Source organism: Allobosea sp. TBD101, from assembly GCF_059817965.1.
In genome coordinates this window covers 572,308-592,753 of the sequence record NZ_CM187543.1, presented here as the reverse complement: position 1 = coordinate 592,753, position 20,446 = coordinate 572,308, and the positions used below count along the sequence as shown (strand labels likewise).

Below are 20,446 nucleotides of genomic sequence, written 5' to 3'. Positions count from 1 at the left end.
GGAAAGGCCCTTGATTGTTTTAGTTGATGATGAAATACACTACAGCACGATCTCCTGTCAGCATACCGGAAAGATATGCGCCATGGTCCAGCCCTGCCCCTTCGTCGATGTATCCGGCACCCCTTATGAGCGTGGCCGCCAGCACGGCGCGGCCGTGCCGCAGCGCGTCAAGCGCTCGATCGAGCTCTATGGCGGCCAGCTCGGCGAGCTCGGCTACGACGCCAAGGCCAAGTCGGCACTGATCGCCGAATTCGCGAAGGAGATCGAGGCTTTCGGCGCGCATTACATCGAGGAGATGCGCGGCATCGCCGACGGCGCCGGCGTCGCACTCGAAGACATCGTCATGGTCAATGCCCGCACCGAGGTCATCGCCAAGGCACGCCTCGTCAAGAACAAGCCGATCGAGGCCCAGGAGGAGCTCGACGACGGCTGCACCGGCGCGATCATCCTGCCGGAGCGCAGCGCCTCGGGCGAACTGATCCACGGCCAGAACTGGGACTGGAAGGCCGAATGCGCGGAGACCGCGATCGTGCTGCGCGTGCGCCGCACCGACGGCCCTGATTTCCTGACCTTCGTCGAGGCCGGCGGCCTCGCCCGCTGCGGCATGAACGCGGCCGGCATCTCGATCACCGCCAATTATCTCGAGTCCGAGCGTGACTTCACGCAGGCCGGCGTGCCGCTCGCCCTGATCCGCCGCAAGGTGCTGGAGCAGGAGCATCTCGCCTTCGCGATCAAGGCCGTGGCGACGACGCCGAAGGCCTGCTCGAACAACATGATGCTCTCGACCGTGAAGGGTTTTGGCATCGACTTCGAATGCGCCCCGGACGAGGCCTTCCCGCTCTATCCGCAGGACGGCATGATCGTGCATGCCAACCACTGGGTCGGGCAGATTGCGCTGACCAAGATCAAGGACACCGGCATCCCGCGCGTGCCGGAGAGCTTCTATCGCGACTGGCGCGTCCGCAAGCTGCTCGACGAGGCCGGCCGCAAGCTGACCGTCGACGATCTCAAGCAGGCTTTCTTCGACGATTTCCTCTCGCCCTATTCGGTCTGCCGCCCGGCCCGCCCGAACGAGCAGGGCAACCTCTCGGCCACGGTCGCCATGGTGATCATGCAGCCGGCCAAGGGGATCATGGAGGTTGCGCCGCTGCCGGCCCAGAACCGCGTTTTCACCCGCTACAGCCTGACCGAGGAGCCCGTGCTGCTCGCCGAAGCGGCCGAATAATCCAGTCACACCGCGTCACAACCGAAAAAACAACAGGGGAACATGATGCGCCGAACCACCAAGACCGCCCTCGCCGCCGCGCTGCTGTGCGGCGGCCTCGTCCCGGCCGCCGGGGCGAGCACGCTCAAGATCCAGCTGCGCGCCGACATCCGCTCGATCAATCCGGGCGTCAACCGCGACGCCAATACCGACGGCGTCGTCGTTCAGATCGTCGAGGGCCTCGTCGCCTATGGCGAAGACGCCCTGCCGAAGCCGCTGCTGGCCGAGAAGATCGACATCTCCCCGGACGGCAAGAGCTACACCTTTACGCTCCGCCAGGGCGTGAAGTTCCATAACGGCGCCCCGCTGACCGCGGCCGACGTCATGTGGAGCTGGACCCGCTACATGGACCCGAAGACCGACTGGCGCTGCCTCTCGGAATTCGACGGCCGCGGCCAGGTCAAGGTCGAGAAGATCTCGGCACCGAACGACAAGACCGTCGTCTTCGACCTGGACAAGCCGAGCGCGCTCTTCCTCTCGGCGCTCGCTCGCACCGATTGCGCCATGACCGGCATCCTCCACAAGGACTCGGTCAAGGCCGACGGCTCCTTCGACAAGCCGATCGGCACCGGCCCGTTCAAGTTCGCGGAATGGAAGCGCGGCGAGTACATCAAGCTGGATCGCTTCGCCGACTACGCCTCGCTGCCCGGCAAGGTCGACGGCCTGACCGGCGCCAAGAGGCCGCTGGTTGACGAGGTCCGCTTCCTCGTCATTCCCGACAACGCGACCGCCAAGGCCGCCCTGCTCAAGGGCGATATCGATATCGTCCCGGATATCGCCAATACCGACATCGCCGAGCTCAAGAAGAACGATAAGGTCAAGACCTCGGTCGTCACCAGCATGGGTCTCGTCGGCCTGATCATCCAGACCCGCGACCCGCTGCTGCAGAACGTCAAGCTGCGCCAGGCGATGGCCGCGGCGATCGACTCCAAGGAGCTGGTCGGCGCCGTCACCGACGGCATCGGCTCGCCCAACAATTCGATCGTTCCGGCGCTCTCCGCCTATTACGGCCCGGTCCAGAAGCAGGGCTGGAAACACGACCCCGCCACAGCCAAGAAGCTCCTCGCGGAGGCCGGCTACAAAGGCGAGAAGATCGTGATGCTCGCCAACAAGCGCTACCCCGAAAGCTTCGACGCCGCCGTCGTCGCCCAGCAGATGCTGCAGGCCGTCGGCTTCAACATCGAGATCGAGGTGCTGGAATGGGCGACGCAGCTCGACCGCTACAGCAAGGGCAATTACACGATCCAGGCCTTCCCCTATTCCGGCCGCATGGACCCTGCTCTCAGCTACGAGTCGATGACCGGCCCGAAGGACAAGCAGCCGCGCAAGCTCTGGGACAATCCGGAGGTGCAGGCCCTGCTCGATAAGTCCATGGTCGTGAACGACAAGGCCGAGCGCCAGAAGATCTTCGACGAACTGCACAAGCGCTTCATCGCCGAGGTGCCGATGGTGATGCTCTATAACGGCATCGTCGGCGGTGCCATGGGCGCCAAGACCAAGGGCTATGTCTCGACGCTGAGCTCGCTGCCCCGCGCCTGGGAAGTCAGCACCGGCCCGTAAGGCCACCACCTCGCCTTTCGCGACCTCCGACAGCGCGGCATGCCCCATGGGGCATGCCCGGACGACAAGACAACGAGGGAACGGGAATGATCCGCTTTTCGGCCTCTGTGCTGACGCTCGCGCTTCTTGCCGGCGCGGCGCAGGCTCAGACCATCAATGTCGCGCTCAATGCCGACATCCGTTCAACCAATCCGGGCGTCAACCGCGACGACAATACCGATGCCGTGGTGCTGCACATGGTCGAGGGCCTTGTCGGCTACCGCGAGAACGGCGCCGTCGCGCCCCTCCTCGCCGAGAAGATCGACGTTTCGCCGGACGGACTGACCTACACCTTCCACCTGCGCAAGGGCGTGAAGTTCCATAACGGCGCCGAGATGAGCTCGGCCGACGTGCTGTGGAGCTGGAACCGCTACATGGACGCGAAGACCGACTGGCGCTGCAAACCGGAATTCGACGGGCGCATCGGCCTCAAGGTCACGGAAGCCACCGCTCCCGACGCCGCGACCTTCGTGATGAAGCTGGAAAAGCCGAGCGCGCTCTTCCTGGACACCATGGCCCGCACCGACTGCGCCATGGTCGCGATCTTGCACAAGGACTCCGTCAAGGCCGACGGGAGCTGGGACAAGCCGGTCGGCACCGGTCCCTTCCAGCTCGCCGACTGGCGCCGCGGCGAATTCGTCCTGCTCAAGCGCTTCGACGCCTATGCCTCCCCGACCGGCGACAAGCGCGACGGCTATGTCGGCTCGAAGCGCCCGCTCACGGCCGAGGTCAAGTTCCTCGCCATTGCCGATGGCGCGACCGTCAAGGCCGGCCTGATGTCAGGTGCGCTCGACGTCGCCGACGTGCCAGACGAAGACGTGCCTGAAATGAAGAAGAGCGGCCTGCAGGTGCTGACGGCGCCAAGCGCCACCAAGCACGGTATCCTGCTCCAGAGCCGCGACCCGCTGCTCAGCGACGTCCGTATGCGCCAGGCGATCATGGCGGCGTTCGATCAGGACGAGATCGTCGGCGCCGTCTCGAACGGGCTCGGCAAGGTCAACAACTCGGCTGTCTATGTTACCTCGCCCTATTACGACGAGGTCCAGAAGAAGCGCTACACGCACGATCCCGCTCGCGTGAAGAAGCTGCTCGCCGAGGCCGGCTACAAGGGCGAGACGATCAAGCTGATCGCCAACAAGCGCTCGACCGTACCGAGCTATCCGATCGCGATCATGGCGCAGGCCATGCTGCAAGCCGCCGGCATCAAGGCCGATATCGAGATCCTGGAATGGGCGACGCAGCTCGACCGCTTCTCGAAGGGCAACTACCAGATAATGTCCTTCAGCTACTCCGCCCGCATCGACCCCGCCCAGAGCTACAACCAGTTCTCCGGCCCGAAGGACAAATTGCCCTCCAAGGTCTGGGACAATCGCGAGGCCGACGCTCTCATCGAGAAGGCGACGCTGGTCAGTGACGAGGCCGAGCGCCGCAAGATCTTCGACCAGCTCCATGTGATGATGCTGGCCGATGCGCCGCTGATCTTCCTCTACAATCAGGTCGACACGGCCGTCGTCTCGAAGCGCCTGCAGGGCTTTGCCCCGTGGGTCGCCTCCAAGCCGCGCCTCTGGGAGGTCGCCGTCGCCAAATGAGGGTGGCGGCCGTTCAGCCCGGCTCGATCGGCGCCGGGCCGACGGGCGCGCCCTTGATGATATGGGTCGCGATCAGGGCCGCCAGCCGCCCCGCATCGCGCGCCTTCAGGGCCGCCATCATCTCGAAATGCTCGCGGTCGCTCTTCTGGAGCAGTTCATGCGAGCTCCACACAGTGATCTGCGAACCGCGCCCGCGGTCGCGCAGGCCCCAGATCATCTCCTCCAGCACGGCATTGCCGCAGAAGGAGTACATGAATTGATGGAAGGCGCGGTTGATCTCGCTCTGCTCAGTCCGGCTGCCGGTCGTGACCGCAGTGGAGAACTGCGCCGCGAGCGCGTCCAGCCGTGCGATCGCAGCGTCGTCGATCTGCGCGACGATGCCTTCGGCCGTCGCCCGCTCCAGGATGATGCGCGTCGCGAGAATCTCCTCATAGGTCTTCAGGTCGACCTCGGCGACGCGATAGCCCCGGTTCGGGACATGCTCGATCGTCTTGCGCACGGCGAGCTCGTCGAGCGCGCTGCGCACGTCGAAGCGCGTCGCCTGGAAGCGCTCCTCGAGATCGATCTGGCGCAGCCACTCGCCCGGCCTGAACGCGCGCAGACGGATCGCCTGCGCGATCTCGTTGGCGAGCATGGCGCGCCGCGTGCTGGTGTTCTTGCGTTTCCGCTCGGACGTCATGGCAGGCTCTCTAAAGCATTTTCGAGCGGGTTGGACACCGGTTCGCATGAAGAACCGAAGGTCCGCGTCAGCGAACATTCGGCGAACCAACGCTCTAGCAGGATTCGCGCGACACGGAAGAAGTTGGTTGCGAAGACAACCATATCATGCAACATAATTGGCGCCAATAATTTCGCCATAGGAGAGAGCCCGTGAACGCCGTGGCAGAACAAACCGCCAAGCCCGATGCCGAGGCGGCCGCCCGCGCCAAGGCGCTCTACGAGTACGGCCCGACCTCGATCTATTCCTCGAAGCACGATCCGCGCTTCCCCTATTGCCTCTATGTCCCGCCGAGCCTGGGCCAGGGCGGCGAGAAGCCGGAGCTGATCGTCGCCATGCACGGCACCGGCCGCGGCTTCACCGGCTATCGCGACGCCTTCTCGGCCTTCGCCCGCTGGAACAACTGCATCATCCTGGCGCCGCTCTTCCCGATCGGCGTGATGGGCGACGGCTATCGCGACGGTTTCAAGTACATGCGCGAGGGCAACCTCCGTTACGACCATGTCCTGCTCGCCATCGTCGAGGAGGTCTCCGAGCGTTACGGCATCAGCTTCGATCGCTTCGGCCTGTTCGGTTATTCCGGCGGCGGCCATTTCGCCCACCGCTTCCTGATGCTGCAGCCGAGCAAACTCTGGGGCGTCTCGATCGGCGCGCCGGGCTCGGTCACCCTGCTCGACCCGAGCCGCGACTGGTGGGTCGGCACGCGCAACTTCGCCGAACTCTTCGGCCAGGAGCTCGACATTCCCGCGATGAAGCAGGTCGCGGTGCAGATGGTCGTCGGCGCCGCCGATCTGGAGACCTGGGAGATCACCCACAAGCCGGGCGGCCGCAACTGGATGCCCGACGCCAACCATGCCGGCACCAACCGGCCGGAGCGGCTGGCGAGCCTGCGCGACAATTTCGCCGAACACGGCATCACCGCCCGCTTCGACCTCGTGCCGAACACGCCCCATGACGGCGTCAAGGTCGTGCCGGTCGTCGAGGATTTCTTCGCCGGCGAGCTTCGCCGCATCCGCGCCGCCCGCAAGGCCGGCTAAGCGATCACAAGAACAACAGGGGAAACATCATGAAGCGCTTCCTTGTCTCCGCCGCTGTGCTGGCCCTTTCGGCCGGCGCCCTGCAGGCCCAGACGCTGACCGCCGTGCTCAACGCCGACATCCGCTCGACCAATCCGGGCGTGAACCGCGACGGCAACACCGATTCCGTCGTGCTGCACATGGTCGAGGGCCTTGTCGGTTATGCCGAGGACGGCTCGGTCGGCCCGCTGCTGGCCGAAAAGGTCGAGATCTCGCCGGATGGCAAGACCTACACCTTTCGCCTGCGCAAGGGCGTGAAGTTCCATAACGGCGCGACCATGACCTCGGCCGACGTGCTGTGGAGCTGGACCCGCTACATGGACCCGAAGACCGACTGGCGTTGCTTGTCAGATTTCGACGGCCGCAACGGCCTCAAGGTCGAGAAGACCTCGGCTCCCAATGCCAACACCGTCGTGATGGAGATCAACGAGCCGAACGGCCTCTTCCTCGACTCGCTCGCCCGCGCCGATTGCGGCGGCACGGCCGTGATCCACAAGGACTCGGTCAAGGCCGATGGCAGCTGGGACAAACCGATCGGCACCGGCCCCTTCATGCTCGGCGAGTGGAAGCGCGCCCAGTCGGTCCAGCTCCTTGCCTTCGACCAGTATGTCTCGCCCAAGGGCGACAAGCGCGACGGCTATATCGGCTCGAAGCGCCCGCTGGTGAAGGAAGCCCGCTTCATGGTCATCCCCGACGCGGCGACGGTGAAGGCCGGCCTCCTCGCCGGCTCGCTCGACATGGCGCTGATGCCGGAATCGGACGTGCCCGACCTCAAGAAGGCCGCGAACCTGACGCTCGCCATCGCGCCGAACCCGGTCCGGCACAGCCTGATCATCCAGACGCGCGATCCCGTCATGAAGAACCAGGCGCTGCGCCAGGCGATCGCCGCCGCGATCGATTTCCCCGAGCTCGTCGCCAACGTCACCAACGGCCTCGGCAAGCCCAACAACTCGCCGGTCTACACGACCTCCAAGTATTACGGCGACGCCGAGAAGCAGGGCTTCAAATACGACCCCGCCGCCGCCAAGGCGCTGCTGCAGAAGGCCGGCTACAAGGGCGAGAAGATCGTGATCCTCGCCAACAAGCGCTCCTCGGTGCCGAGCTTCAACACCGCCGTCATCGCCCAGGCGATGATGCAGGCGGCCGGCATCAATGCCGAGATCGAGGTCCTTGAATGGGCGACGCAGCTGGATCGCTACAACAAGGGCAATTACCAGATGCAGTCCTTCTCCTATTCGAGCCGCTTCGACCCCGCGCTCGGGTTCGAGCAGATCTCCGGCCCGAAGGACAAGCAGCCGCGCAAGATCTGGGAGGAGCCGGAGGCGCTCGCCCTGATCCAGAAGTCGATGGTGGTCACCGACACCGCTGAGCGCCAGAAGATCTTCGACGACCTGCACAAGCGCTTCATCAACGAGGTCCCGACCATCTTCACCCATAACGACCTCGATATCGTCGCCCATTCCAAGAAGGTCAGCGGCGTGACGCCCTGGGCGTCGCAGCTGCGCCTTTGGGAGGTCAGCGTCTCGAAGTGAGGCGTGTTCCGGCTTCGCCTCACGGCTGGGCCTGTTTTTGTTCCTGAGGCTTGGGAGGGCCTTTGATGTTTCGGTTTGCGCTGACGCGGATCGCGATGGCCTTGCCGACGCTGCTGATCGTTGCGGTGTCGGTGTTTGTCCTGATCCGGTTGATTCCGGGCGATCCGGCCCAGTTGATGCTGGGTGACCTGGCGACGCCCGCGAGCCTGGCCGACCTGCGCGCGCGTCTGGGTCTCGACCAGTCGCTGCCGGTGCAGTTCGGCATCTGGATCGGCAATGTCGTGAGCGGCGATTTCGGCCAGTCGATCTCGTCGCAGCAGGCGGTGCTGCCGCTGATCCTGCAGCGCTTCTGGGTCTCGGCCCAGATCGTGCTGGTCGCGGTGCTGCTGGCGAGCTGCGTCGCGGTGCCGGCCGGCGTCATCGCCGCCTGGAAGCAGGATTCCGCGCTCGACCTCAGCCTCGTCGCGACTGCGACGCTCCTGCTCTCGATCCCGACCTTCTGGCTGGGTCTCCTGCTGCTGCTGTTCTTCGGGCTCAAGCTCGAATGGCTGCCGGTGGTCGGCTATGTCTCGATCGCGGAGAACCCCTGGGCCGGCATCCTCTATCTGGTCATGCCGATCCTGACGCTGTTCCTGCACGAGATCGGCGTGATCCTGCGCATGGCGCGGGCCTCGACGCTCGAGGTGCTCCGGCTCGACTACATCACCCATGCCCGCGCCAAGGGCCTGTCGGAGGGCGCCGTGCTCTGGCGCCACGCCTTCAAGAACGCCTTCGGCCCGACCTGGACGCTGATCGGCCTCGTGCTCGGCAACCTGCTCGGCGGCATCGCGGTCGTGGAAACGGTCTTCACCATCCCCGGCCTCGGGCGCCTGCTGGTCGATGCGATCTTCGCCCGCGACTATCCGGTCATCCAGGGCTGCATGCTCTTCGTCGCCTTCACCTATGTGCTGGTGAACCTCGTCATCGACCTCTGCTACCCGGTCTTCGATCCAAGGGTGACCGCCCAATGAGCAGCGACGGCACCATGACCAGCAACAGCACCCCGAGCACCGGCGCCTCCGTGAAGAAGGCCCGCCGCATGAAGCTCCCCGCCCCCAATGCGATCGTCGGCGGCACGCTGATCGGCATCCTGCTCGTGACAGCCTGCATCGGCGCGCTCTGGACGCCCTATGATCCGCTCAAGCTCTCCTTCCGCGAGAAGCTGGCGGCGCCCAGCGCGCTGCACTGGCTCGGCACCGACGAGTTCGGCCGCGACGTGCTCTCGCGCCTGATGGCGGGCGCCGCAACCTCGGTCTGGATCTCGATCCTGACGGTGACGCTCGCCGTCATCGCGGGCACCACGATCGGCCTGTTCTCCGGCTATATGCGCGGCTGGACCGACCGCATCATCATGGCGTTCAACGATGCGCTGCTGGCCTTCCCCGGCATCCTGCTGGCGCTCGGCCTGCTCGCGGTGGTCGGCGCCAACAAATACGGCATCATCGTCGCGCTCGGCATCGCCTATACGCCGTCGGTCGCCCGCGTCGTGCGCGGCACGGTGCTCTCGCTGCGCGAGCGCGAGTTCATCGCCGCCTCGCGCGTGATGGGCAACTCCGAGGGCTTCACCATGGCCCGCCACATCCTGCCGAACTGCATCGCGCCCTTGACCGTGCTGGCGACCTCGATGTTCGGCTATGTGCTCCTGGCCGAGAGCGCGCTCTCCTTCCTCGGTCTCGGCGTGCCGCCGCCGGCCCCGACCTGGGGCAACATGCTCGCAGGCTCCCGGCCCTATATCGGCCAGGCCGTCTGGCTCGGCATCTTCCCGGGCCTGTGCATCTCGCTGACCCTGCTCGGCATCAACCTGCTCGGCGACGCCGTGCGCGACCGGCTCGACCCGCGGATGAGGGGCTCGCGATGACCAAGATAGCGCCTCTCCTCGATGTCTCCGGTCTCACGCTGAAGATCGGCGGCTCCGGCCGGACCGTGGTCAACGACGTCTCCTTCCAGGTCTATCCCGGCGAGATCGTCGGCATCGTCGGCGAATCCGGCTCAGGGAAAACGCTCGCGGCGCGCGCCGTGATGGGCTTCATCCCACCGGCGGTCCGGCTCGACGGCGGCACGATCCGCTTCGACGGGCAGGACGTCATGGCGATGAGCCCGAAGGACCTGCGCGCCATGCGCGGCTCCAAGGTCGGCATGGTCTTCCAGGAGCCGATGACCTCGCTCAACCCCTCGATGCTGATCGGGCGCCAGCTCGACGAGGGGCTGGCGCTGCACCGCAAGCTCGATGCGAGCCAGCGCCGGGCGCTGATCCTCGACATGCTCAGGAGCGTGGGCCTGCGCGATCCGGAAGGCGCGCTCACCGCCTATCCGCACCAGTTCTCCGGCGGCATGCGCCAGCGCATCATGCTGGCCTCGGTGATGTTGCTGAAGCCGGCTTTGCTGCTGGCGGACGAGCCGACCACGGCGCTCGACGCCGTCGTCCAGCGCGACGTCATGGAGCTGATGGTCGAGCTGACCCAGGCCAACGACACCGCGGTGCTGCTGATCTCGCATGATCTCGGCATGGTCGCGCGCTATTGCAGCCGCATCGTCGTGATGTGCCAGGGCGACGTGGTCGAGCAGGGCCTGAGCGACGACATCCTGGCCCGGCCGCGGCACCCCTATACCCGCAAGCTGCTCTCGGCGATGCCGCACCGACTGCCGGCGCGGCTGGTCCCGGAGGCGAAGACGCCGATCGTCGCGGTCCGCGACCTCGTCGTCGAATATCCCGGCCGGCAGGGCTTCTTCCGCAAGGAGCAGGCCAAGCGGGCGCTGCACGGCATCAGCCTCGACGTGCAGCCCGGCGAGGTCGTCGCGGTGGTCGGCGGCTCGGGCTCGGGCAAGACCACGCTCGGCCAGTCGATCGCGGGGCTGGTCAAGCCGGCCGGCGGCGAGATCCGCTTCAACGGCAAGCCGATCGCCAAGAGCGAGACGGCCTACTGGGACTACCGGCTGAACTGCCAGATGGTCTTCCAGGATCCCTACTCCTCGCTCGATCCGCGCATGACCATCGGCCAGCTCGTGGCCGAGCCGCTGCGTCTCGTCCCCGACATGAGCCCGGCCGAGCGCAAGGCGCGCGTCGCCGAGGTGCTCTCCGAGGTGGGCCTGGGCGACGGCTTCGCCGAGCGTTATCCGCACGAGCTCTCGGGCGGGCAGCGCCAGCGCATCGCGATCGCCCGCGCCATCGTGCGCCGGCCGAGCTTCGTCATCGCCGACGAGCCGGTCTCGGCGCTCGACGTCACCGTGCGCGCGCAGGTGCTCGAGCTCTTCGACGAGCTCCAGAAGAAGCACGGCTTCTCCTGCCTGTTCATCAGCCATGATCTCGGCGTGGTCGAGCAGGTCGCCGACCGCGTCATCGTCATGCAGGACGGCAAGATCGTCGAGGAAGGACCACGCGACGACATCTTCGACAACCCAAAACACCCCTACACACAGAAGCTCCTCGCAGCAGTCCCAGGACTGGAAAGCACGAGCGAGGGTGGGGTGAGGCTCTTCTGGAGACGAACCGAAAACGACAAGGCGATCGTCGGCTGAGAGGCCGAAACAAAGAGGCCCGGAACCCATCCTCGGCGGCGGCACCGCGTGATGGCTTCCGGGCCTTTCTTTCGCTCCGCCGCAGGGCGGAGCGAAGAGGTGGCTTTGTCGATCAGCGCTTGCGCTTGGCGCCGACCAGCTCGTCCCATTTGCGGAAGGCGACGACCATCTTGTCGGGCTTCAGCGGCAGCTCGATCGGGTTCTTCGCGATGAGGTCGGCATATTCGGGCCGGCCGAACTCCGCGATCACCTCCTGGCTGCGCTTCGGCGCCAGCGAGAGCGGCACGTCCTTCACTGCCGGGCCCGGATAGAGATAGCCCTCGTCATAGGAATAGGCCTGCATCTTCGGCGTCAGCACATGCGCCATGATGTCGAGCACGACGGCGAGGCGGTCGTTCGGGATGCCCTTCGGCACGCACATGAAGAAGGCGTCCGAGACCCAGTGGAAGCCCTTCAGCGTCTGGATCTTCGCTTCCTTCGGCACGATGCCGAGCGCGCGCGGGTTGATGTCCCAACCCGTGGTCGAGATGATGATGTCGCGCGAGCCGTCGCCGAACTCCTTCATCGTCGCGCCGGTGCCGGCCGGGTAGTACTCGATGTACTCGCCGATCTCCTGCAGATAGGCCCAGGTCTTGTCCCAGCCATTGACCGGGTCCTGCGGATCCTTGTCGCCGAGGATATAGGGCAGGCCCATCATGAAGGTGCGGCCCGGTCCCGAATTGGTCGGGCGCGCATACATGAACTTGTTCGGGTTGGCCTTGGCCCAGGCGAGCAATTCCTCGGCCGTGGTCGGCACCTGCTTGACGCGTGCGGGCATGTATTCGAGCAGAGGCCCGGACGGGTAGTAGTTCACCACCGTGCCGAAGCCCGCACCCTGAACCTTGTGCAGGTTGAGCGCCGCCGGCTCGTAGTTCTGCTCGATGTTCGGGAATTTCTCGGCGAAATCCGGGAAGATCTTGAGCCAGAGATTCTGCTCGAGACCGGCCGCGAGCCCGTCCGAGCCGGTCAGGACGAGGTCGAGATCGGAACGGCCGGCATCCTGCTGCGCCTTGATCTTGCTCGCCAGCTCCGGCGCCGGCGCCTTCACATAGGTGATGCGCGAGACCAGCTTGGGGTTGTTGGCGCGGTAGTCGTCGAAGGCCTGCTGCATCAGGGCCAGTGCACCGCCGACATCGATGATGTTGATGCCGACCGGCGCCGAGGGCAGCGCCGGCACGGCCGCACGCGCTCCGGTGCCACCGAGCGTCAGCGCGCCGAGCCCGCCCAGGACGGTGCGGCGATCCACGCCTTTCGAAAATTCACTCATGCTTCTCCCCTTTTCTTTGGTTGATGACGTCTTCAGGCTGCCGCCTCGGCGGCGAAGTCGCGGCGCTCGTTGCCGACGCGCACGCTGCGAACCCGGAGATCCGGCGACCATTCGATCGCGCTCTCCGGCAAGGTGATGCCGGCACCGGCCAGTGCGTCAGCGATGCAGGCCAGCGCATGGGTCGAGGCCATCGCGACCGCCTCCTGGGGCGTCGCAATCCCCCAGGCGACGACATTGCGCACGGCGTCGTCGAGCTTGAGGGCCGAGCCCGCCAGCGAGCTTCCGTTGACCTGATAGACCGATCCGTCGACCCGGAGTTCGACCGGCATCCCGGCGAAGCTGTAGCGGCCGGGCACGGCGCCGGCTGCCACCACCGCATCGGTAACGAGGATCGAGCGTTCGAAACCCTTGGCCCGGATCAGACTCTTCAGCGCCTTCGGCGGCAGATGGATGCCGTCGGCGATGAAGCCGGCCATCATGCGGTCTTCCCCAAGCTGCGCGAAAAGCGCGTTCGACAGCTTGGGCAGATCCTGCGGCAGGCCATTGCCGAGATGGGTCGAGAGTGTCACCCCGACATCGGCGGCAGCGGCGACAACGTCGAAATCGGCGGCGGAATGGCCGATGGCGACGACCTTGCCCATGCGGGCGAGTTCGCCGGCGAGCGCTATGCCGCCCTCGATCTCCGGCGCCAGCGTCACCATCAGGATCGGCCGCGACAAAAGCCCTTCGAGATGCGCGATGAGCTCGGGAGTAGCCGCCGTCATCGCCTCCGGCGGATGGCAGCCGCAATAACCGGCCGACGGGTTCAGGAACGGGCCTTCGAGATGGTAGCCCGGGCACATCAATGGCCCGAGCCGGCTGCCCTTCACCGCCGCATCGAGCGCGCGAAAGCGCTCTTCCAGCTCATGCGGATGCGCGGTGATGATGGTCGGCAGGCAAGTGGTGACGCCCGTCGCCAGCATCGCCTCCAGCGCCCGGTCGAGCTCGGCCACTGTGACCGTACCGGAGTTGAAATCCAACCCGGCAAAGCCGTTTACCTGGAGGTCGACAAGACCGGGCGTATGCATGGTCAGCTCTTCCGGTTGAGCAGGGAGGCCGCCGGCGGATCGATGAACAGCACGGTCCGCTTGTGCGTCTGCAGGATCGAGGCGGGGCTGAGATTGCTCACCGGCCCTTCCAGCGCCGCCTTCGTTGCCGCGGCCTTGCGGGTGTCGGAGACCGAGAGGACGATCAGCTCGCTCTTCAGAATCTGGCGGATGCTCATCGAGATCGCCTGCTGCGGCACCGCGTCGAAGCTCGGGAACCAGCCCTCGCCGAATTGCTGTTGCCGGCAGGCATCGTCGAGATTCACGACCAGATAGGGCTCTTCCGTGTCGAAGTCGGCCGGCGGATCGTTGAAGGCGAGATGGCAGTTCTCGCCGAAGCCCGCAAAGCAGACCGCGATGCGCTTGCCGGCGATCTGCTGGTTAAGCTGTTTCACGGCCGCCGCGGGATCGCCCTCGCCATCGACCGGAATGAAGCTCGGCGCATTCTTCAGCGGGGCCATGAAGCGCTCGCGCAGATAACGCCGGAAGCTCGCCGGATGGCTCTCGGGCAGGCCGACATATTCGTCGAGATGGAAGGCCGTGACCTTCGACCAGTCGATGCCCTCGGCCACGACGAGATGGTTCAACATCTCGAACTGGCTGGCGCCGGTCGCCACGATGATCGTCGCCGCGCCATGGCGGGCGAGCTCGTCCCGGATCGCCTGCGCGCCAAGCGCCGCCGCCTGCCGGCCGAGCTCGTCCTTGTCGGAGGCGAGATGCATCTCGATCATCGAATTTTGAACCTTTTGCGCCAGAAAATTTCCGATATTCTGGAAACGAGCTTATGAAGCTTCGTCCGAAACGCAACGATTAATTTTGAACGCAACCGTTCTGAATAGAGTCCGCCTTGTCCCTGCTGACGCTCGACGAAACCCGCCTCGCGCTTGCCCATGACCGGGACTGCGCCCGGATCTATCGGCTGATCCTGAATGGCGAAGCGCATTCGCGCGCCGATATCGGCCGCATCCTGCAGTTGCGCTCGACCAGCGTCTCGCGGGTTGTCGGCGACCTCATCGCGCGCCGCCTCGTCATCGAGGCGCTCAGTGAGGCAAGCGGTCGCGGCAGGCCGCCGGCGATCCTCGTCGCCCATACCCGCCGTATCGGCGCTTCCGTGATCTATGTCTCCAGCCAGTCGCTCTCCGGCGCGCTGGTCGACCTCAACGGCCATCTCGTCGCCGAGCGCCGACGCCCGATTGCCGGCGATGCCGACAATGCAGCGATCGCGGCGGTCATGGCCGAACTGGCCCGCGATCTCCTCGACGCGATGCCGCCGGGCATGAGCCATGCCGGCACGGCCGTCTCGCTTTCCGGACTGATCGACCTGAAGCAGGGCCAGTGGCTGTTAGCCTCGCGCTGGCCGCGCATGCGCGGGCTCGACATCGCCTCCGTGCTCGAACCCGTGGCCGGCCCCGTCACGATCTGCCGTAATCTCGACGCCGAACTGCGCGCCCGTGCCGCCCGCGAGCCCGAGGGTTTCGCAGGCGGGACGATCCTGCTGCACTGGGGCTGGGGCGTCGGCCTCGCCTATGCCGTCGACGGCGAACCCTTCGCGCCGACCGGCTCCTTCGGTGAGATCGGCCATTGGCGGCTCGCGGCGCTGCGCGGGCGCCGCTGCGGCTGCGGCAACACCGCCTGCCTCGAAACCGGCGCCGCGCTCTGGTCCCTGCTCCCGGCTCTGCGCCGGCATTGGCCCGATCTCGACCAGGACGAGGTCCGCCTGGCCCGGCAGCTCGCCGGCCTCGACCTGCTCGCCTTGCCGGAGGTCGAAATGGCGACCGAACTGCTCGCCCGCACGCTCGCCAACGCCTGCCGCATGCTCTTCCCGGCCCGCATCGCCATCAGCGGCCCCTTCTCCGCCAACCCGCAGCTCTGGGCCCGGTTCAACACCCTGTTCCGGGCGGAAGGCACCATGGAGGGCTTCGCCGTGCCCGATCTCGCCGGCGTGCCCGCCAGCCATCTCTATGAAATTCACGGCGCCGCCGCGCCTTTACTCAGCCGCGCGACCGAAGCGCTCCTGCTCGAACAGACCTGAATCAAGCGGCTCCCGATGCCGCAGCAAGGTGCCCGCCATGCCGTCGAATCCACTGGCGCCTCGAAATGTGGTACACTAGTATCCCAGTCAGATGCTCCGGATGCCGCTCACGGCATCGCAAAAGAGAGCCGAACCCAGGGAGAGATCATGATCCACCCGACACGTCGCACCGTCATGGCCGGAGCGGCCGGCCTCGCTGCGTTGAAAGCCGGCGGAGCACTGGCGCAAAGCGCCCCCGTCGCCCTCAACATCATCGATGTCGCCGGCAATCTTCAGCTGACCCAGACGGCAATCGAGAAATTCGCCAGGGACGATCCGAAGCTGATCTCGCGCCTGAATTTCTCGCGCGCGCCCTCGCCGGAACTGCCGGCCAAGCTCAAGGCCCAGCAGGCGGCCAACCGCGTCGGTATCGACCTCGTGCTGACCGGCCCCGGCGCCATGTCGGACGGCATCCAGCAGGGGCTCTGGGTCGATGTCTGGAAGTCCCACGCCAAGCACCTGCCGAAGCCGGAGGAGGTCTATCACGAGCAGGCGCTGATGATGCAACGCAATTTCGGCCGGAACGAAGGCGTCGCCGTCGTCTAGCGGCATTGGCTGTTCACGCGATGCGGGCGGGCAATGCCGCCGGCGAGCCCCTGACCTATTTCCGCAATCTGGTCGCCGATATCGCCGCCCGCAGCGAAACCGCGATGAGCCAGCGCCACGCCTTCACTGTCTGCCGGCTCGCGCTGGAAGCGCAGGCCAAGGCAGCCTGGCTGCCGGCGCGCCCACAAGCAACCTGAACGCTGTCATCCCGGGCGACCGCAGGGAGACCCGGGATCCATGCCTGAACCTCTGCCGGAAACGCTCCGGCATGGATCCCGGATCGGCGCGGCTTCGTCGCTTGTCCGGGATGACCACGGTGGAATGATTGAATGAAGATGGGGAACGTCTGACATGACACGCAAGCTCGGCATCGCCGTGATCGGGCTCGGCCCCGCTTCCCTGCCGCATTCGAAAAGCCTGCTCGACCTCGCTGGTCGCGCCGAGACGCGCTGGGCGGTCAGCCGCACGCCGGATCGCGCCAGGGCCTATGCCGCGCGGTTCCCCTTCCCGACCACGACCGATCTCGACGCCGTTCTGGCCGACCCGGCGGTCGACGCCTGCATCGTGCTGACGCCGCCGTCGAGCCATCTCGATGTCTCCGCGCTGTGCCTTGAAGCCGGCAAACATGTTCTGGCCGAGAAGCCTCTCGAGCTGACCAGCGAGCGCGGCCAGCGCCTCGTCGATACCGCCCGCCGGACCGGCAAGACCTTCGGTGTCACTCTGCAGCATCGCTTTCGTCCGGCGAGCCTGCGCTTGAAGGCTGCGCTGCAATCCGGCGAACTCGGCACGATCGAAGCCGCCTTCCTCTCCGTGCCCTGGTGGCGCCCGCAGAGCTATTACGACGAGCCCGGACGCGGCACGCTCGCCCGCGACGGCGGCGGTGTGCTGCTGACCCAGGCGATCCACTCGCTCGACCTGTTCCGTTCGCTCGTCGGCGTCTCCCGCGTTGTGGCAGCGCAAGCCCGCACCACCGCCCTTCACCGCATGGAAACCGAGGACTACGTCTCCGCCCTCCTCGAAACCGGCAACGGCGCCCCCGCCACGCTGGTGACGACCACCGCCGCCTATCCCGGCTACCCCGAACGCATCGAGATCACCGGCACCAAGGGCTTCGCCGCCCTGATCGGCGGGCGCCTGCGCCTCGCCTATCTCGACGGGCGCGAGGAGATCGTCGAGGCCGAGGGCTCGACCGGCAGCGGCGCCAACATCATGGATTTCCCGCATGACGCCCACCGCGCCGTCATCGCTGATTTCCTCGATGCGATCGAGCAGGGCCGCGACCCCATCGTCACCGGTGAGGAGGCGCTGGCCTCGCAGAGGCTCGTCGACGACATCCTGAAAGCTGCACGGCAGGGGTGACGCGATCGGTTTCTTGACTTCGAGATGATTTGGATGTGTTGCCGATAATGAAACGCCGTCATTCCGGGCTGGCCCCGGAATCCATCGTAGAGCGCGGAGCCCTATGATGGATTCCGGATCGGCGCCGCTTCGCGGCTTGTCCGGAATGACGCGTATGTTGCTATCCAAATGTCTCCGATAAACGTCGTCCTCGCCTGTGATCTCGGCGGCAGCAGCTTCCGCGCCGCGCTGATCGACGATCGCGGAACGACATTGGCCGAGCATACGGTGCCCGGCCCGGCCCTGCACGACCATCTCGACCGCTCGGAAGTCGCGGCCACGGCGTGGTGGGCGCAACTGCTGGAAGCAGCCGGCAAGCTCGCCGAACAAGCGCCGGAGCCGTTCGCAAGCGTCCAGGGCATCGCGATCTGCGGCGTCACCCGGACACAGGTCTTTCTCGGGCATGACGGGCAGGAACTACGCCCCGCCATGACCTGGAAGGATGCACGTTCCGACGGAATCGCCTCCCGCTTGCGCGAGGCGCTGGCCGATCATCCGGAAGCCCCCCGCATCAACGCCTTCCACCCGCTCGCGCGCCTCGCCTGGTTGGCCGAGAACGAGCCTGAGAACGCCCGCGCGCTCGCTTGCGTGCTTGAGCCCAAGGACTACCTGAACTTTTGCCTGACCAGCCGGCGCGCGAGCGACCCGGTCTCGCTCGCGCGATTGATTGCCTGCACCGAGAACGCCGATGGCCGCTCGGGATTTGGTGCCATTGGGCTGCCGCCGGGCGTGATCCCCACGATCCTCGAACCCACTGAGATCGTCTCCTCCGTCCGCGCCGGTCTGCCCGCACCCTTCGACAGGCTCGCCGGCGTGCCCGTCTTCTGCGGTTGCAACGATACCTGGGCGGCGGTGGCGGGGCTCGGTGCCCTTCGATCAGGCTATGCCTACAACATCTCCGGCACCACCGAAGTGCTCGGCGTGCTCGGGCCCGATCAGGCGGAGGCCGAGGGGCTGATCTCCGTCGATTGGCGCGGCCTCTGGCATCTCGGCGGCCCCAGCCAGAACGGCGCCGACACAGCCGCCTGGCTCGCCGGCCTGCTCGGCAACACCGGCCCCGTCGGCGAGACCATCGAGCGACTCCTTGCCGGTCCACGTCATCCGCAGCCGCTGCTTTTCCTGCCCTATCTGCAGGGCGAGCGCGTGCCCTATTGGGACCCGAACCTGCGCGGCGCCTTCATCGGGCTCGGCCGCCAGCATGGCCCGACCGATCTCGCCTATGCCGTGCTCGAAGGCGTCGCCTGCCAAAACCGCCTCGTGCTGGAGCGGGCGGAAGGCGCGCTCGGCAACCGCGTCAACGAGATCCGCTTCGGCGGTGGCGCCGCCGCCAATCCGGTCTGGGCGCAGGTCAAGGCCGATATCTGCGGCCGCCCGATTGCAGTCGGCACGGCCAGGGAACCCGGCCTGCTCGGCGCCGCGATCATCGCCTGGACAGGGCTTGGCCGCTTCGCCTCGCTGGAAGCCGCGCAGGGCACGCTTGTTTCGATCGCCCGCCGCTACGAGCCCGACCCGGCGCGCCGCCCGGCCTATAACGCACTCTACGCCCTCTACCGGCAGAGCGAAGCGGCGCTGGCCCCGATCTCGGCCGATCTCGTCGCGCTGGCGCAGGACACGGCCGCGTTGCCCGGCCTCGCCAACCGGGAAAGCGCGACGTAAAGGACTGATCATGCCGACGATTCGAAGCCGGACGCCGGCGCGCATATGATCGCGAAGAAGGAACGCTGAGCTTGGGCCGCATCGACCCGCGCGAACTGATCGGACGCTACGGCACGGCGCTCGCCGGCTTCGCGCTGATCCTGTTCTTCTTCATCTTCGCGCCGAACTTCGCCAGCACGATGAACATCATCAACGTGCTGAAGGATACGAGCTTCCTCGCCATCCTCGCTCTCGGCTTCGCGCTGGCCTTCACCGTGGCCGAACTCGACCTCTCCGTCGCGGAGATGGCAAGCCTCGCGGCGGTCGTCTGCGGCTGGCTGGTCCATGCGCAATATCCGCCGGCCGTCGCGGTATCGGCTGCCCTTGGCGTCGGCATCGTGCTGGGCACGCTGAATGGCTACGGCGTCACCGTGCTGCGCATCCCCTCGCTGATCATGACGCTGGGCACCGCAGCCATCGCCAAGGGCTTCGCCTTCATGATCACGCAGGGCGTCGCCTTCGTCGGGCGCTGGCCGGTCAGCTTCACCGGGCTCGCCCGCGGCTACTCCTTCGGCATTCCCAATCTCGTGCTCTGGATGGCGGGCGCGACGCTCTTCGCCTATGGCCTCGTCAAATGGACGCGGACCGGCGCACATATGGTCGCGACCGGCGAGGCGGACGAGGCGGCGCGGCTCGCCGGCATCGCCACGGCCCGGATGAAGCGCATCGGACTCTTGCTCTCCGGCGTCTTCGCCGGCCTGATGGCCATGCTGCTCGCCGCCAACCTGTCCTCGGCCGCGCCGAACATGGCGGGCGACTACCTGCTCTACGCCATCGCCGCCGTGCTGCTCGGCATGACCATGTTCGAGCCCGGCAAGCCCAACATTCCCGGCACGGTCTTTGCGGCGCTGGTACTCAAGGTGCTCGGCAACGGCTTGGTGCTGATGGGCGCGCCCTATTACATCCAGGACATCGTGCTCGGCGCGATCATCATCGGCTCGGTCGCCTTCTCGGCCAGCGCGATGAAGAAGGCGGCGTTCAAGGTTTAGGTTCAACGACAACGATCGGAATG

The 20,446-nt window shown here is 66.3% G+C and carries 18 protein-coding genes; 14 read left to right on the top strand and 4 right to left on the bottom strand.

Annotation, left to right across the window (positions count from 1 at the left end):
* The first annotated feature begins 82 nt into the window (after positions 1-82).
* From AC6RIC_RS02840 to AC6RIC_RS02830, 3 genes are all read left to right on the top strand, one after another.
* A complete protein-coding gene (locus tag AC6RIC_RS02840) occupies positions 83-1,225 on the top strand; it encodes a C45 family autoproteolytic acyltransferase/hydrolase (protein WP_499735020.1) in 1,143 nt (380 codons plus the stop codon).
* Positions 1,226-1,267: 42 nt separating this feature from the next.
* Positions 1,268-2,824, top strand: a complete 1,557-nt coding sequence (locus AC6RIC_RS02835) for an ABC transporter substrate-binding protein (protein WP_499735019.1) — start codon at positions 1,268-1,270, stop codon at positions 2,822-2,824.
* An 86-nt stretch (positions 2,825-2,910) separates the two neighbouring features.
* Positions 2,911-4,452, top strand: coding sequence for an ABC transporter substrate-binding protein (locus tag AC6RIC_RS02830; protein ID WP_499735018.1), 1,542 nt, complete (start codon positions 2,911-2,913; stop codon positions 4,450-4,452).
* Between the two features lie 13 nt (positions 4,453-4,465).
* Here the strand turns inward: AC6RIC_RS02830 and AC6RIC_RS02825 are convergent, their stop codons facing one another.
* Positions 4,466-5,131, bottom strand: coding sequence for a GntR family transcriptional regulator (locus AC6RIC_RS02825; protein WP_499735017.1), 666 nt, complete (start codon positions 5,129-5,131; stop codon positions 4,466-4,468).
* Positions 5,132-5,322: 191 nt separating this feature from the next.
* Between AC6RIC_RS02825 and AC6RIC_RS02820 the strand changes: the two genes are divergently transcribed.
* The 5 genes from AC6RIC_RS02820 to AC6RIC_RS02800 all read left to right on the top strand — a co-directional run bounded on the left by AC6RIC_RS02820 (position 5,323) and on the right by AC6RIC_RS02800 (position 11,333).
* A complete protein-coding gene (locus AC6RIC_RS02820; protein ID WP_499735016.1) occupies positions 5,323-6,207 on the top strand; it encodes an alpha/beta hydrolase in 885 nt (294 codons plus the stop codon).
* A gap of 29 nt (positions 6,208-6,236) precedes the next feature.
* Positions 6,237-7,778, top strand: coding sequence for an ABC transporter substrate-binding protein (locus AC6RIC_RS02815; RefSeq protein WP_499735015.1), 1,542 nt, complete (start codon positions 6,237-6,239; stop codon positions 7,776-7,778).
* A 65-nt stretch (positions 7,779-7,843) separates the two neighbouring features.
* A complete protein-coding gene (locus AC6RIC_RS02810) occupies positions 7,844-8,788 on the top strand; it encodes an ABC transporter permease (RefSeq protein ID WP_454654578.1) in 945 nt (314 codons plus the stop codon).
* 68 nt (positions 8,789-8,856) lie between these two features.
* Entirely contained in the window at positions 8,857-9,675 is an 819-nt protein-coding gene (locus tag AC6RIC_RS02805) for an ABC transporter permease (RefSeq protein ID WP_454658920.1), read from the top strand.
* Positions 9,672-11,333 (top strand): ABC transporter ATP-binding protein, encoded by a 1,662-nt coding sequence (locus AC6RIC_RS02800; RefSeq protein WP_499735014.1) that lies wholly within the window; start codon positions 9,672-9,674, stop codon positions 11,331-11,333. Before AC6RIC_RS02805 ends, AC6RIC_RS02800 begins: the two co-directional genes overlap by 4 nt.
* A gap of 112 nt (positions 11,334-11,445) precedes the next feature.
* Here AC6RIC_RS02800 and AC6RIC_RS02795 read toward each other — a convergent pair whose 3' ends face one another.
* Genes AC6RIC_RS02795 through AC6RIC_RS02785 form a run of 3 tightly spaced genes read right to left on the bottom strand, consistent with a single transcriptional unit; the run spans position 11,446 to position 14,455 of the window.
* On the bottom strand, positions 11,446-12,639 hold the full coding sequence (locus AC6RIC_RS02795; protein ID WP_454654575.1) for an extracellular solute-binding protein: 1,194 nt from the start codon (positions 12,637-12,639) through the stop codon (positions 11,446-11,448).
* 32 nt (positions 12,640-12,671) lie between these two features.
* Positions 12,672-13,706 (bottom strand): N-acetylglucosamine-6-phosphate deacetylase, encoded by a 1,035-nt coding sequence (locus tag AC6RIC_RS02790; protein WP_499735013.1) that lies wholly within the window; start codon positions 13,704-13,706, stop codon positions 12,672-12,674.
* A gap of 2 nt (positions 13,707-13,708) precedes the next feature.
* Complete coding sequence (locus AC6RIC_RS02785) at positions 13,709-14,455, bottom strand: glucosamine-6-phosphate deaminase (protein ID WP_499735012.1); 747 nt, start codon at positions 14,453-14,455, stop codon at positions 13,709-13,711.
* Between the two features lie 116 nt (positions 14,456-14,571).
* On the opposite strand from AC6RIC_RS02785, the gene AC6RIC_RS02780 reads away from it, so the two are divergent.
* The 6 genes from AC6RIC_RS02780 to AC6RIC_RS02755 all read left to right on the top strand — a co-directional run bounded on the left by AC6RIC_RS02780 (position 14,572) and on the right by AC6RIC_RS02755 (position 20,423).
* Positions 14,572-15,756: an ROK family protein gene (locus AC6RIC_RS02780; RefSeq protein WP_499735011.1), complete on the top strand. Its 1,185-nt coding sequence runs from the start codon at positions 14,572-14,574 to the stop codon at positions 15,754-15,756.
* A gap of 147 nt (positions 15,757-15,903) precedes the next feature.
* Complete coding sequence (locus AC6RIC_RS02775; protein WP_499735010.1) at positions 15,904-16,341, top strand: hypothetical protein; 438 nt, start codon at positions 15,904-15,906, stop codon at positions 16,339-16,341.
* A gap of 20 nt (positions 16,342-16,361) precedes the next feature.
* Positions 16,362-16,538 carry a hypothetical protein gene (locus AC6RIC_RS02770; RefSeq protein ID WP_454654568.1) on the top strand — a complete coding sequence of 59 codons (177 nt, stop codon included), beginning with the start codon at positions 16,362-16,364 and terminating at the stop codon, positions 16,536-16,538.
* 154 nt (positions 16,539-16,692) lie between these two features.
* The gene (locus AC6RIC_RS02765; RefSeq protein ID WP_499735009.1) at positions 16,693-17,700 is read left to right on the top strand and encodes a Gfo/Idh/MocA family protein; all 1,008 of its coding nucleotides are present in this window, start codon (positions 16,693-16,695) and stop codon (positions 17,698-17,700) included.
* A 168-nt stretch (positions 17,701-17,868) separates the two neighbouring features.
* Complete coding sequence (locus AC6RIC_RS02760; RefSeq protein ID WP_499735008.1) at positions 17,869-19,395, top strand: xylulokinase; 1,527 nt, start codon at positions 17,869-17,871, stop codon at positions 19,393-19,395.
* 71 nt (positions 19,396-19,466) lie between these two features.
* Positions 19,467-20,423, top strand: a complete 957-nt coding sequence (locus tag AC6RIC_RS02755; RefSeq protein ID WP_499735007.1) for an ABC transporter permease — start codon at positions 19,467-19,469, stop codon at positions 20,421-20,423.
* Positions 20,424-20,446: the final 23 nt, after the last annotated feature.